This window comes from Hymenobacter coalescens, assembly GCF_054783195.1.
Map to the genome: position 1 here is coordinate 21,328 of NZ_BAAGRA010000021.1, position 13,951 is coordinate 35,278.

General features: G+C 64.6%; 12 protein-coding genes. 3 read left to right on the plus strand and 9 right to left on the minus strand.

What is annotated here, in order from left to right; genetic code table 11:
• Positions 1 to 103: 103 nt before the first annotated feature.
• A complete protein-coding gene (locus tag ACYVKQ_RS19280) occupies positions 104 to 856 on the plus strand; it encodes a hypothetical protein (protein WP_460676988.1) in 753 nt (250 codons plus the stop codon).
• Positions 857 to 988: 132 nt separating this feature from the next.
• Here ACYVKQ_RS19280 and ACYVKQ_RS19285 read toward each other — a convergent pair whose 3' ends face one another.
• The 9 genes from ACYVKQ_RS19285 to alaS all read right to left on the minus strand — a co-directional run bounded on the left by ACYVKQ_RS19285 (position 989) and on the right by alaS (position 12,974).
• Positions 989 to 2,131: a redoxin domain-containing protein gene (locus ACYVKQ_RS19285; RefSeq protein WP_460676989.1), complete on the minus strand. Its 1,143-nt coding sequence runs from the start codon at positions 2,129 to 2,131 to the stop codon at positions 989 to 991.
• Between the two features lie 239 nt (positions 2,132 to 2,370).
• Positions 2,371 to 3,498, minus strand: coding sequence for a redoxin domain-containing protein (locus ACYVKQ_RS19290; protein ID WP_460676990.1), 1,128 nt, complete (start codon positions 3,496 to 3,498; stop codon positions 2,371 to 2,373).
• A 91-nt stretch (positions 3,499 to 3,589) separates the two neighbouring features.
• Positions 3,590 to 5,053: an Asp-tRNA(Asn)/Glu-tRNA(Gln) amidotransferase subunit GatB gene (gatB, locus tag ACYVKQ_RS19295; protein WP_460676991.1), complete on the minus strand. Its 1,464-nt coding sequence runs from the start codon at positions 5,051 to 5,053 to the stop codon at positions 3,590 to 3,592.
• A 158-nt stretch (positions 5,054 to 5,211) separates the two neighbouring features.
• On the minus strand, positions 5,212 to 6,051 hold the full coding sequence (locus ACYVKQ_RS19300) for an energy transducer TonB (protein ID WP_460676992.1): 840 nt from the start codon (positions 6,049 to 6,051) through the stop codon (positions 5,212 to 5,214).
• 55 nt (positions 6,052 to 6,106) lie between these two features.
• Positions 6,107 to 6,943 carry a hypothetical protein gene (locus tag ACYVKQ_RS19305; protein WP_460676993.1) on the minus strand — a complete coding sequence of 279 codons (837 nt, stop codon included), beginning with the start codon at positions 6,941 to 6,943 and terminating at the stop codon, positions 6,107 to 6,109.
• A 113-nt stretch (positions 6,944 to 7,056) separates the two neighbouring features.
• Entirely contained in the window at positions 7,057 to 7,998 is a 942-nt protein-coding gene (locus ACYVKQ_RS19310) for an SPFH domain-containing protein (protein WP_460676994.1), read from the minus strand.
• 326 nt (positions 7,999 to 8,324) lie between these two features.
• Positions 8,325 to 9,287: an LIC11966 family surface protein gene (locus ACYVKQ_RS19315; RefSeq protein WP_460676995.1), complete on the minus strand. Its 963-nt coding sequence runs from the start codon at positions 9,285 to 9,287 to the stop codon at positions 8,325 to 8,327.
• A 32-nt stretch (positions 9,288 to 9,319) separates the two neighbouring features.
• The gene (locus ACYVKQ_RS19320) at positions 9,320 to 9,985 is read right to left on the minus strand and encodes an energy transducer TonB (RefSeq protein WP_460676996.1); all 666 of its coding nucleotides are present in this window, start codon (positions 9,983 to 9,985) and stop codon (positions 9,320 to 9,322) included.
• A 304-nt stretch (positions 9,986 to 10,289) separates the two neighbouring features.
• Entirely contained in the window at positions 10,290 to 12,974 is a 2,685-nt protein-coding gene (alaS, locus tag ACYVKQ_RS19325; protein WP_460676997.1) for an alanine--tRNA ligase, read from the minus strand.
• A 259-nt stretch (positions 12,975 to 13,233) separates the two neighbouring features.
• On the opposite strand from alaS, the gene ACYVKQ_RS19330 reads away from it, so the two are divergent.
• Positions 13,234 to 13,605, plus strand: coding sequence for a MerR family transcriptional regulator (locus ACYVKQ_RS19330; RefSeq protein ID WP_460676998.1), 372 nt, complete (start codon positions 13,234 to 13,236; stop codon positions 13,603 to 13,605).
• 47 nt (positions 13,606 to 13,652) lie between these two features.
• On the plus strand, positions 13,653 to 13,937 hold the full coding sequence (locus ACYVKQ_RS19335) for a hypothetical protein (protein ID WP_460676999.1): 285 nt from the start codon (positions 13,653 to 13,655) through the stop codon (positions 13,935 to 13,937).
• Positions 13,938 to 13,951: the final 14 nt, after the last annotated feature.

Sequence of the window (13,951 nt, forward strand, 5' to 3'; positions counted from 1 at the left end):
GGTATTTGGCCGGTTTCCGGCCGTTGGCTAACTTGTTGGCAGCGGGCGGAGCCGGCCAATGCTGGCCCCGCCGTTTGGTGCCACTCTTCCTGACTTCCTTTCCGTGGACGAAGCCACTCTCGCTTTTTACCAACAGCTGTACGCCGGCACCCCGCTCTACGTGGTGCCCGAGGCGACTCCTGCCGCTGCGCTGCCGACGGCCCAACCGCATGCGGCCTCTACGGCACTTCCAGCTCCTGCGGCTCCGCCCGCCACGCCAACTCCGGTTCTGCCTCCAGCCCCAGCAGTGGCACCGCCCATCACGCCGGAAGCGGCCCCGGGCCGGCTGCCTTCCCTGGCCGATCTGCGCGCGGCTCGTACGGCGGCCCCCGCTCCGGCTGCGCCGGTACAGGCGCCGCTCGCAGTGCCCCCTGCCGCTCCCGCAGTACCGGCCGCGGCCCCGGTGCTCCAGCGCCCGCCCGTGGTCTTTGATACCCTGGGCAGCAACGCCAACGGGCTGGTCTTGCTCGTGCGCCTGGAAGACCCCGAGCGGCTGCCGCGGATGCAGCGCAACGTATTCCTGAACAACATGCTCAAGGCCATTCAGCGCGTGATGGAGGAATGCGTCATCGTTAACATCCGCTCGCCGTATCCGGTCAGCCTGGAGGAACTGCGGGCCCACGGCTTGGCGGTGCGCGAGGTCATCGGCTTCGGCAAGAACTTACTGGACGTCGCCACCAAGCGCACCCAGCCCTACGAGCCCGTCCGCATCGGCGACGTGGCCTACCTACCGGCGGCGGAGGTGGAAATCATCGAGTATGACAACGGCCGCAAAAAGCAGCTCTGGCAGGCGCTGCAGCGCATGTTTTTGGGCTAAATGGCTGTAGCGTACCGGCTTTCGACGGCTTGGTTACAACAAAAAGGCCTTCCCGCAGCACGGGAGGGCCTTTTTGTTGGATGCCAGCCGAACAATCAACCATTTGACGATTCAGCCATTTAGCCGTTAAACTTATTTCAGCACCGCCGCCAGCTTGGCCGACAGCGCTTCGCCGCGCAGGTTCTTGGCCACAATGCGGCCCTGCGGGTCGAGCAGGAAATTCATCGGGATGGACTGCACGCCATACGACTGCCCGGCGGCCGACTGCCAGCCCTTCAGGTCCGAAACGTGCGTCCAGGCCAGGCCATCGGATTCAATGGCTTTGAGCCACTTGCCACGGTCCTGATCGAGCGAGACGCCGTACACGGTGAACTTCTTGTTCTTGAACTGCTGGTAGGTTTTGACCACGTTGGGGTTTTCCTGGCGGCAGGGGCCGCACCACGAAGCCCAAAAATCGAGCAGCACGTACTGGCCGCGCAGGGAGCTGAGCGGCACCACTTTGCCGTCGGGGCCGGCCAGTTGAATGTCGGGGGCGATGGTGCCCACGGCGGTTTTGCGCAGCGGTTCCAGCGTCTGCACCAGCGCTTTGGTGTAGCGCGAGTTGGGCTGGGCCTTTTTCAGCTGCGTGGCCACCGAGTCGGCGAAGCCGAAATTCTCGTCGGCGTTGATGATCTGCGGGTCGCTCAGGGCGAAGGCCGACACCACGGAGGTCGGGTTGGCCTTGACGAGGCGCTTCAACCCGGCCGTTTTGCGGGCCTGGCCGGCGTAAAACTGCGCTTCCAGCAGCTGCATGGAATCCTGCCGACCGGCCTGGGCATTGGCCTGGTAGCGCTGCATGATGCTTTGCTGCTGGGCGTTGCTGCTCATCATCTGACGCACCAGCTGCTGCAGCACCTCCGAGTCTTTGGAGCCCTTCACGGTGTAGTCGCTGCTGAGCTTCTTGGCGTCGCCCGCGAACTGCAGCTTGGTTTTGTTGTCGAGGGTCACGAGCACCTGGTTCTGCTCGTCGAGCTTGAGCTGGTAGAGGCTGGCTTCCGAGGCATTGCCCTTGAAGGTGAAGCGGCCTTGCGCGTCGGTGGTGGCCGTATCGCGCGAGACGAACTGGTTGCCGGTCAGCTCGGCCAGGTACACCTTGGTGCCAGCCGCCGCGTTGCGCAGCTGCCCGCTGATTTCGTAGCCGGGCTGGCCGGCTACGTCCGCGGACGAGGACGACGACGCATCGGAGCAGGCCGAGGAAATGCTCAGCAGCGAGGCAACCAGGATCAGGCTTGTCATAGGGTATTTCATGAAAACAGGGTCGGCAGCGGCGCACCGACTGATGCGCCGGGCTTAGAACACCGCAATTTGCCGATTTGTCGGCGAAGTTGTACGCCACGGACACCAGCCGGGCCGTCAAAGTTGCTACAGCCCGGCCCGTATTATTGGTTCCCGCGGGCTGCCCGGCGCGAACAGCTGCCGCGCTGCCTGCTGGCGGGCTCCTGGCGCCGGGGCGGGCCACCGCGCCGGCCGTACGCCTACCGCAGCATAGCGGCTACTTTCTGCTCCAACGCTTCGCCGCGCAGGTTTTTGGCGACGATGCAGCCCTGCGGGTCAAGCAAAAACGAGGTGGGGTATTCGTACACATTGTACACGCTGCCGGCCACGCTGGCCGGGCCGGGCGCATCCTGCACCTGCGGCCACGTCAGCCCATCCTGCCGGATGGCCTTCAGCCAGTCCTCCTTTTTCCGGTCGACGGATACGCCGTACACGGTGAAGCCCTGGGCATGATACTGCTGGTACAGCTTCCGCAAACGCGGGTTTTCCTCGCGGCACGGCCCGCACCAGGAAGCCCAGAAATCCACGAGCACCACCTGCCCCCGCAGGCTGCTCAAAGCCACCGGGCGTCCGTCCGGATCGAGCAGGCGGATGTCCGGGGCCGGCTGCCCAACGGCGGTAGCCCGGCGCATGGCCTGGTAGTGGAGCAGCCGCCGGGTGTAGGGCGAGGCGGGCCACTGCCGGGCGTAGCGGGTGGTGGCCGAATCCAGGAAGGCTTCGTCGGCCCCGGCGCCGCTCAGGAAGGCGGCCGTGGCGTACGGGGCGAGGTACGATGGTTGCCGGGCTACGCGCTGGGCCGCCGCCGTGAAAGCGCCGAAACAGGCCGCCATTTGCTGGTCGATTCGCACCAGCGTGTCCGCGTCGGTAATGGCCGTGCGGCGCGCATGCAGCGCTTCCAGCAGCCCCGCGATACGGGCGTGCGTCCGGTTCATTTCAGCCAAGGCCTCCGCCTCGGCCGAGCCGTGCACTTCGCTCGTATTCCCCAACCGGAATGCGTTGGCGCGCACCTGCAGGCGGCAGCCCGGGGCCAGCGCCAGGCCCACCGTCTGCTGCTGCCCGCTTACGCGCAGGCTGTACACGCCGGGCGCAGCTACCACGCCCCGCAGCCGGAAGCGGCCCGCCGCATCGGTAACGGCGGAGTCCAGCGGCACGGGCTGACCGCTTTCGTCGTCGGTCAGGTACAGCCGCGTGCCCGCCCGGGCGTCCGTGAGCTGGCCGCTCACTTCGTAGTTGGGTTTGGGGGCCGGGGCCAAGGCTTGGCGCTGCGCGGCCACTGGCTGCGCCGCAGCGGCTGCAAATAGCAGCAGCCAGCCGTTAATTGCGTTCATGGGTCTTACACGAAAATGAGCTAACGGGCAAAAGCAAGCCCACCAACCGAGGCCGGTTGGTGGGCTAAAGGTTGCAGGGGCGGGCAGCCGCTTAGGCCTGCTCCAGCTGGTCGCGCAGCAACTGGTTGGCCAGCTTCGGGTCGGCTTTGCCCTTGGTGAGCTTCATCAGCTCGCCCATGAACATGCCGGTCAGCGACTTTTTGCCGGCGCGGTACTCGGCCACTTTGCCCGGATTCGCGTCGAGCACCTGCTGCACCAAGGCGGCCAGCTCGCCCGAATCGGCCTGCTGCAGCAGGCCCAGCTGCTCGGCCGCCGCGGCGGCCGACTGCGTGGCGTTATCGAGCAGGTGCGGAAACAGCTGCTTGGAAGCCACCGAGTGGTTGATTTTACCTTCGTCGATCAGGCCGATGATGTCGGCCAGGTGCCGGGCGCTGAGCGGAAACTCGGCCATGGTGAGGGCGCGCTCGTTCAGGAACGACTTCACGGGGCCCTGCATCCAGTTGGCGGCGGCCTTGGCGCTGCCAGGCGTCAGGCGCGTCAGCTCGTCGAAAAACAGCGCAATGTCTTTCTCGGCCGTGAGCACCGAGGCGTCGTAGTCGGAAAGGCCCAGCTCGCCGGTGAAGCGCGCGTAGAGCTGCTGCGGCAGGGCCGGCAGTTCGGCCTGCACGCGGTGCAGCCACGCGTCGTCGACGATGACCGGGGGCAGGTCGGGCTCCGGGAAGTACCGGTAGTCGTTCATCGTTTCCTTGGTGCGCTGCGCCTGCGTGGTGCCGGTCGTCGCGTCGAAGCCGCGGGTCTGGCTGATGATTTCCTCCCCGGCTTCGAGCAGCTGAATCTGCCGCTCGATTTCGTGCTCGATGGCGCGCTGCACGTTGCGGAAGGAGTTCATGTTCTTCACTTCCACCTTGGTGCCGAACTTCTGCGCGCCCACGGGCATCACCGAAATGTTGGCGTCGCAGCGCAAAGAACCCTCCTCCATGTTGCCGTCGCAGATGCCCAGGTACTGCACCAGCTTCTTGATTTCGGCGAGGTAGGCGTAGGCCTCGTCGGCGTTGCGGATGTCGGGCTCCGACACGATTTCGATGAGCGGCACGCCGGCCCGGTTCAGGTCCACCAGCGTTTCTACTTCGCCCGCCAGGTGCATCGATTTGCCCGCATCTTCCTCCATGTGAATGCGCGTGATGCCGATGGGCTTCACCGTGCCGTCGGCCAGGCGAATATCCACGTGGCCCTTGGTACAGATTGGGGTTTTGTCCTGGGTAATCTGGTAGCCCTTGGGCAGGTCGGGATAGAAGTAATTTTTGCGCGCAAAGAGGTTGTCGCGCGTGATCTGGCAGTTGGTGGCCAAGCCCATTTTCATGGCAAACTCCACGGCCGTGCGGTTGATGCGCGGCAGCGTGCCGGGGTGGCCCAGGGTGATTACCGAGAGGTTGGAGTTGGGCAGGGCGCCGTACTCGTTCTCATCCGAGGAGTACATTTTGCTGCGGGTGAGCAGCTGCGCGTGCACTTCCAGGCCGATGACGGGCTGGTATTTTGCTTTGATGGTGTCGTCCATGCTAATCAAATCGTCGAGCCGCGTCGGGGACCCGCAGGACCCCAACGCGGCCGCAAGATAAAACTATCCCGGCGGGCAGCAGTGCTTATTCCCGAAAGGGCCGCCGCCCGCGAACGAACCCGTTGCGGGCGGGCAAACGACCACGCGTAAATGGCCGCCTACTCGTCGGCGGAAGCCGCCGCGCTGCGCCGCGACGGGTAGTAGAAAAAGTCGCCCTCCATCACGCTGGGCACGGGCTGTCCCTCGGCGCTGGCGGGCGTCAGGCGGGGCAGCTTGCGCACGGCTTCCAGCGCGGCGGCGTTCAGGGCCGTATCGTCGGAGGCCAGCACGCGTGCGCCCTGCACGTAGCCCAGGCTGTCTACGCCGAAGGCCACGTGCACCGCCGCGTCGGTGGTGCGGGCGTAGCCCTTGGGCACAAACTGCGCGAAAGACTTCTGCAGGCTCTGAAACACGGCCGCCTGCCCCACGCCTTTGCCGGGCAGCTTGGCGGCGCTGCGGTAGCCGGGGCACACGTCCAGGGCCTGGCCGCCGGGGCCAAAACACTCGCTTTTAACCACGGCGCCGGCTTTGTTTTGCTGGTCGCGGCGCAGCTTGCCGTCGGGGTAGTAGGTTTTCATTGGGCCGTCGGGTTTGCCGAGGCGGTAGCTCACGTCCTCGCGCAGCTGCCCGCCGGGGTACCACTCGCGGGTGCGGGCGTGCGGCGTGGCCCAGGGCAGCTCGCCGGCGAAGCCCGCATCGAGCAGCTGCTGGTGGTTCTGCACGGTGTAGCGCCGCACGCGCCAGCGCACGCCCAGGCTGTCGGCGCGGCGCATGATGTCGTAGGCATAGGCCCCGTCGGCCGAGGGCAGCGGCACGAGGTGGCGGTCGAGGTAGCGCACGCCGGCGGGGCGGCCTTCCAGCTGTTCCAGGGTGGTTACCACCTTTACCTGAGCCTGCGCGGAGGCGGCTGCGCACAGCCCCAGCGCCAAGGCGCCGCCGCAAAATCGAAGTGTAGCCATAGGGCGAAGATAAGCGCCCCGCTTTTACACCAAGCGGCCCCTAGCGGCCGGGCCGCTACCGGCGTCGGCGTGCTACCGCGGGGGTGTAGAGCACGAAGCCTTCGATGGGGTCGTGCGTCAGGGCGCCTTCCAGCCGGGCAGGCTCAAAGGCAGGCAGGCGGCGAATGGCTTCCAGCACGGCCGCGTTCAGGGCCGGGTCGTCGCCGCGCAGGATGCGCGGAGCCGTGGCCCGGCCCAGCGTGTCGACGTAGAAGGCGAAGTGCACGACGCCGCGCCCGGGCCGGGCAAAGCCGGCGGGCAAATACTGCGGATAGTCCTGCTCGAGCTGCTGCAGCACGTCGGCGCTGCTGCGGTCGTTGGGGCGGCGCAACTGGGCAAAGGTGTGGTACGGCGGGCAGTCGGCCGGCTCCCCGGCGGACGTGTAGCACTCGGCGCGCACGGCTTTCTGGCGGTAGTAATCCACCTGGCGCCGCAGCTGCCCCGACGGGTAAAACGTGCGCTGGCGCCCTTCGGCCACGCCCTTGCGGAAGCCGATTTCCTCCCGCAGCTGCCCGCTGGGGTACCACTGCCGGCTGGGGCCTTCGGGCTGCCCCCAGGGCAAGGCACTGCTGAAGCCCAGGGCCAGCAGCGGCCGGCCGGTGGCCAGGTCGTAGCGGCGCACCCGCCACGTAATGCCGGCGCTGTCGAGGCGCTGCACCACGTCGTAGCAGGCAGCGCCCTCGGCCGAGGGCAGCGGGGCCCACCACTGGTCGTAGTAGCGCAGGGCGGCGGGCTTGTCGGCCAGCTCGTCGAGAATGGCAACGACGGGCAGGTTGGGCGGGGTCGTCTGGGCCGCCAGCGGCCCGGCGGCGCAGCCGGTCAGCAGCAGGCAAAGGCGGAAACGTAGGCGCATAGGCAGGTGGAGCAGCGTTGGGCAGGCCTATAAACGCAACGCCCGCGCTTCCGTTGGCTGGAGGCGCGGGCGCAGTGAACAAGCAGAGCCTGATGGACCGGGCGTGGAGCGGCTTACGCCCGGCGGCCGGCGCCGCCGTCGGTGCGGGCGGGCAGCTGCTGCATGGCCATGAGCTGCTGAATGCTTTTCTGCATGCCCTCGTTCGAGCCGTCGAGGAAGATGACGTTGCCTTGCCCCTGTTCGGCGAAGTGCTTGATGGCCTCGGTCCACATGGAAAAATACACCAGCGACGGGTCCAGGTTGTTGTCGGTCAGCTCCTGCACGGCGTGGGCCATGCCCTTGGTGACTTCCTCGCGAAACAGGGCCACGCCCTGCCCGCGCAGCTGCGCGGCAATCTTCTCGGCTTCGGCCGCAATCTTGATGGCGTTGCCTTCGGCCTCGGCCGCCTTGGTTTTGGTGATGAGCAGGGCCTGCCCTTCGTTTTCGGCCGCGGCCCGCAGGTTGTTGGAGGCCACTACTTTGGCCATGGAGCGCATGATTTCCTCGTCGAAGGCGATGTCGTTGAGCTGCAAGTCGATGAGGTGGTAGCCCCAGCCTTCCAGCGTCTGGTCGAGCTGCTCCTTCACGTGGGCCACGATTTCGCCGCGCAGGCTGAGCACGGCCGCCTGCCGCTGCGTGGCCACGAAGGCGCGGATGCTGCCCTCCACGGTGCGCACCAGGGCCTGCATCAGGCTGGCCTCGTCCACGAACTTAAACGCCACGTTCTTGATGGCTTCCTCTTCGTGATTGAGCACCGCGTACACCAGCATGGCCTTGAAATTGACGTTGGCTTGGTCGGAGGTAATGGCCTGAAACTGCAGCTCCAGGGAGCGGTTCTGGATGGAGATTCGCTTGTAAACGAACTCGATAAAGGGAATCTTCAGGTTCAGGCCCGGCCGCATGATGCGCTGGTACTTGCCGAAGACAGTGATGACCGCCACGGTGCCCTGCTGCACCACGACGAAGGAAAGAAACAAAAGCAAGGCGAGCAGGGCCAGCGGAATCAGCAGCCACATGGGGAGAAAGGGTTGAGAGTGCGCCGGAAAGTACGCGGTTTCGTTTGATAGCCCGCCAGCAATTTCGACCAACGACCGGGCAGCCGGCGCCAACCCCTCGGTGGCTGCCGGCACCCGGCACCCGCCCTGGTGGCCGCGCCCCGTTTGCTGCACGAGTCCATTGAGTCGAACAGCAGATGGTCGTCGGGGTGCCTTTTCCCCCTTGACGAGCTTTTACGGCCGGTCAGCCTCCCACGTGGGCATAAACGCAGAGGCCCGGCACGCTACCGCGCCGGGCCCCTGGTGTGCGTAGGCATGACCGGTTTATTGCCCGGCCGCTCCGGCGGCTACTCGTTCATCACCGGGATATAGGCGGCCATGAAGGCGCTGCCGGCGCGGTTGTAGGCTTCGGTATGTTTCTGCCCGCCGGCGTTGAGCTGGTTGATGCAGCTGTTGAACGCCGTCACGTCGGCCTTGCTGAGCTGGTCTTTGCGCAGCATCAGCTCCTGCAGCTGCACGAACTGCTTTTCGCACATGCCGGCGTAGAAGCTCACCAGGTTTTTGGCCGCGTCGCGGTACTGCGCGTCCTTGCCGCGGAAGGCGGGCACGGCCGACAGTTCCGCCAGCGCCGCCCGGGCATCGGCCAGCAGCTGCACGCGCGCCGCCTCGAAGCCCGCCGCGTCCTGGGCGCTCAGGGCGTCGGAAAGTTTGGCGTTGGCCTTCTCGATGCGGAAATGCCCCAAAAATACCTGGTGCTGGTAGGCGTTGACCTCCGACACCTGGGCCATGTACTGGGCCAGGCGCCGGCCTTCCGGGTCTTCGCCGATGCTCATGCCGTGGCGCCGGGCAAAACGCGCCTGGGCGGCATCTACCGAGTCATTGATGACCTGCAGCTTGCGCTCGGCCACCTCCTGCAGCCGGAAATACTGCTCCATGTTCTCCACCGTGGCCGTGCGCGTGGCGGCCAGCAGGTCCACGGCTTTGTAGTCCTCGGAGTACACCTTCAGCAGCTGGTAAAACGCCTCGGTGGTTTGCTCCTTGAAGCCCTTGTCGTCCTTGAAAGCGGGCAGCTTAGCTAGCTTGTTCAGGCTCAGCTCCGTCTGCTTCACCAGCTCCAGGCGCTTGGAGTCGATTTTCTTCTCGTTGTCGGAGTGCGCGGCCTTGCTGATGTAGCGCAGGTTTTTCTTGAGCATGGCCCGCTGCTCGGCCACGATGTAGTTGTTGTAGGCGCCGGGGTCGGTAAACGTCTGGGCCGAAGCGGCGGTGGCCAGCCCGAGGCAGGCAGCCGTCAACAGGGTAGAAAGGTGCATAGAAGAAAAGGTTACTGAGTGATTGTAGCGGCTTAAAATTCCGGCGCCTGGAGCCCCTTCCGCGCTTTCGGGCTGCGCATAGGCACTCCTTGAATGGTGAAAGTAACGGGCACGGTGTAGGTCACCGGTACCGGCTCGTCCATTTGCAGAGCGGGCTGCCAGCGCTCCATCAGCTGCAGCACGCGCACGGCCTCGGCATCGAGCGTGGGTGACAAACCTTGCTTCACGTGCACGTCGCGCACATTGCCGTCGGCATCCACCACAAACGCCACGAATACTTTGCCCTGGGTGCGTTGCTTCAATGCGTCTTTTGGGTATTTAATGTGGCGGGCCAGCAGCTGAAACAGTGCAGCCGAGCCGCCCGGGTACTCGGGCATGCGCTCGGAATACCCGTCGCCCTGGCAGGGCACCACCACGCCGCTGGCATCGTAGCAGGTTTCCGCAAGCTTTTGGCCGTGCGCGTAGGTAGTGCGCCGTGTGAGCTGCCCCGCGAGGTTGTACTGCCGGTTTTCGCCGTGGCCTTTTTGCCCGAGTTGCTCAAAGTGCAGAAAGCGGTTGCCGTTGGCACGCCATTTATCAATCACGGCCACTGTGTCGCCCGTAGGCAGCAGCGTGGTCCGTTCGGTGCGCTGCAGCTTGCCTGTGCCAAAGCTGAACACGCTATCCAGCTGCGCCCCTTCTGCCGTGCGGTACCGCACTACCCTGCTGGCTATTGCGGAGGTAGCAGGTACTTCCCGCTGCCAGTAATCCAGGTAAAAAACCCGCTCGGGGGTTGGCTGCTGCCCATACGTCGCGTATCCGTTGCTTAGTAATAGCGCAACGCTGCTAATCCATAATTTCATCGAATAGAAAATCTAGTGAATCGGAGGCTTGTCGAGGGGCTGCTGCGAAAGCACAAAGCCAGCCGTAAAGATACGTGCCCCCTGACTGCCGAGAAAACAAAACCTCCCCCGGCATCAGGAGTGCCAGGAGAGGTTTTGCGAAATGCGTTTGTCGTGGAGCTTACCCCAACAACCCGCTCACCAGCCCTTCGGCTTTGGCTATGGCCGCGTCGAGCCCGGCCGCGCTCTTGCCGCCGGCCGTGGCGAAGAACGGCTGCCCGCCGCCGCCGCCCTGGATGTCCTTGGCCAGTTCGCGTACCAGTTGCGAGGCGTTGAGCTTGCCGCCCTTGGCCAGCTCATCATCCAGCATCACGGCCAGCTGGGGCTTGCCGTCGATGTCGGCGCCGAGCACCAGCACGAGGTTCTCCACCACTTGGCGCAGGCCGAAGGCCAGTGTCTTGAGCGCGTCGGCAGAGCGGGCGGGCACCTTGGCAGCCAGGAAGTTCACGCCGCCAAGCGGCTTCACTTGCCCGGCCAGCTGATCCTTAAGCTGCCCGAGCTGCTGCTGCTCGGCCTGCTCCAGCTGCTTGCGCAGCACGGCGGTTTCTTCCGAGAGCTTCTGAATGGTGGTGGTCAGGTGCTGGGGGTTGCCCAGCAGCTCGCGCACCTGCGCCAGCAGGTCCATCTGCTCGTCCACAAATTGCTCGGCCAGATTGGCCGTCACGGCCTCGATGCGGCGTACGCCCGCGCCCACCGCCGACTCGCTCACAATCTTGAAGAAGCCGATTTCGCCGGTGTTGGGGGCGTGAATGCCGCCGCATAGCTCCACCGAATATTCCGGGTCGAAGGTGATGACGCGCACCGCGTCGGCGTATTTCTCGCCGAACAAAGCCATGGCCCCGCGGGCCTTGGCCTCTTCCAGCGGCACGCTGCGCTCCTCGCCCAGCGGAATCTGCTGGCGGATGCGCTCATTCACGAGACGCTCCACCTGTCGCAGCTGGTCGTCGGTGACCTTGCTGAAGTGCGAGAAGTCGAAGCGCAGCAGCTTTTCGTTCACGAGCGAGCCGCGCTGGGCCACGTGCGTGCCCAGCACCTGCCGCAGGGCGGCGTGCATGAGGTGGGTGGCCGAGTGGTTTTTGCGAATCTGCTCGCGGCGGGCCTGGTCCACGCGGGCTTCCACGGCAGCATCCAGGTCCTGCGGCAAATCGAGCACGGTGTGCACGATCAGGTCGTTTTCCTTGCGGGTGTCAATGACGCGCACCTTGGAGAGTGGCGTGATGAGGTAGCCCGTGTCGCCCACCTGCCCGCCCGACTCGGCGTAGAACGGCGTCTGATCGAGCACCACCTGGTACTCGGTTTTGCCTTTCTGCGTCACGGCGCGGTAGCGCAGGATGCGGGCCTCCGCCGTGGTGGCGTCGTAGCCCACGAAGCGCGGCAGCTCCTGCGAAGGCTCCACAATGGTCCAGTCGCTCTGCTCCTGCTCGGAGGCGTTGCGCGAGCGGGCTTTTTGCAGCTCCAGCTCCTTCTTGAATTCCTCTTCGCTCACGGTCAGCCCCTTTTCGCGGGCCAGCAGGGCCGTCAAATCGAAGGGGAAGCCGAAGGTATCGGACAGCTCAAAGGCCGATTTGCCGTCGACGTGCCCGCCGTTCTGGCGGAAACCTTCTTCCAGCGCGTCGAAGCGGCGCAGGCCGTTTTCGAGGGTGCGCAGGAAGGCAATTTCCTCCTCCTCAATCACGCGCGTGACGAACTTCTCCTGCTGCTTGAGCTCGGGGAAGATCGAGTGCATGTGGTCGGCCAGCACCGGCACGATCTTGTAGAGGAAGGGCTGCTTCTGGTTCAAGGACGAGAAGGCGTAGCGCACGGCCCGGCGCAGGATGCGGCGAATGACGTAGCCGGCCTTCACGTTGGAGGGCAGCTGCCCGTCGGCGATGGTGAAGGCGATGGTGCGGATGTGGTCGGCAATGACGCGCACCGCAATGTCGGTTTTCTCGTTTTCGGTGGCCGGCTGGTCGTTTACCGTGGCGGGCGCGGTGCCGTGGTACTCCACGCCGGCTTCCTTGGCAATGAACTGAATCAGCGGCTGGAACACGTCCGTGTCGTAGTTCGACTTCACGCCCGACACGGCCATCATCAGGCGTTCGAAGCCCATGCCGGTGTCCACGTGCTGGGCCGGCAGCTTCACCAGCGACTTGTCGGCGCGGCGCTCAAACTCCATGAACACGTTGTTCCAGATTTCCACCACCTGCGGGTGGTCGGCATTCACCAGCTCGGCGCCGGGCTTCTGGGCCCGCTCCTCCTCGCTGCGCAAATCCACGTGGATTTCGGTGCAGGGGCCGCAGGGTCCGGTGTCGCCCATTTCCCAGAAGTTGTCCTTCTTGTTGCCGGGCAGAATGCGGTCCTCCGTGGTGTATTGGCGCCACAGGGCCTGCGTCTCGGTGTCGGCGGCCAGCTGGTCGCCCGCGTCGCCCTCGAAGTAAGTCACGTACAGGCGGTCTTTGGGCAGCTTGTAGACTTCGGTGAGCAGCTCCCAGGCCCAGGCAATGGCGTCGGTCTTGAAGTAGTCGCCGAACGACCAGTTGCCCAGCATTTCGAACATGGTGTGGTGGTAGGTGTCGTAGCCTACTTCCTCCAGGTCGTTGTGCTTGCCGCTCACGCGCAGGCACTTCTGGGTATCAGCCACGCGCTTGTAGGGCGCGGGCTTGTTGCCCAGGAAGTAGTCCTTGAACGGGGCCATGCCCGAGTTGATGAACATCAGCGTCGGGTCGTCCTTCACCACGATGGGCGCCGAGGGCACGATGTGGTGGCCCTTGGAGGCGAAGAAGTCGAGGAATTGCTGACGAACCTGATTGGCGGATGGAAGCGACATAAGCGGCTGCTGGCGCACACGGTGCGGCGCGGATTAGGGAGTATCGGTTGGAACAAGGTCGGGGCCGGAAAAATTGGCCGCCGCCGGGTTTTTGGCTACTTTTCGGCATCTGAAGCCGCCGCGGCGGCCCCGGAAACGCCTTCCGGCAAAGGTAAAAAGGTATTAGGTATTGGGTAGTAGGTAGTGGGACATTGTTTCACAAGTCAGCCTGGCGGCCCCATTTGTCCTGATACTCCTTACCCACTACCCAATACCTGCCATGCCCTACAAAGAGCGCGACATCGAGAAGCAGTACTACACCATCGGCGAGGTGGCCGCGCAGTTCGACGTGGCCCCGTCGCTGATTCGTTTCTGGGAAACGGAGTTCGATGACCTGAAGCCGCGCAAAAGCAAGAAGGGCAACCGCCTCTACTCCCCGCAGGACATCGAAATCTTCCGCACCATCTACCACCTGCTCAAGGAGCGCGGCTACACCATCCCCGGCGCCCGCGACATCATGAAGCAGCGCGGCCCGCAGCTCAAGGAAAAAGTGGACGTGATTCACTCCCTGGAAAAGGTGCGCAACTTCCTGGTGCAGCTGCGCAAGGAGCTGGAGGTGGCGGGGAAGCAGCCGGGCGGCGGTGGGTTGTGATGGAGCAACCAGTTGAGCCCACGCAACGCCCCGATAACCCCTGGTGGATGACCTTGGCGACGCTAGGGGCTACACTCGCTTCTGCCCTGTTCGCGCTGGTTTGCGGTATTATTTACGCAGAGGTGAACAGTAACGGGCAGTATCGGACCCCGTCATGGGGCACTCGGGGTACTGCCACGTTCCACGCCACGCTGCTGATGTGGCTGGCCGGCTTTACCTATGTGGTTATCTACATGCTATACCGACGCAAATACGCCAGCTTCATCGGTATGCTTTTGGGCGGGCTGTTGGCTGTCAGCATCTACTATAACTTTATTACAGAATTGCTATAGGGTTCGTTTTTTTC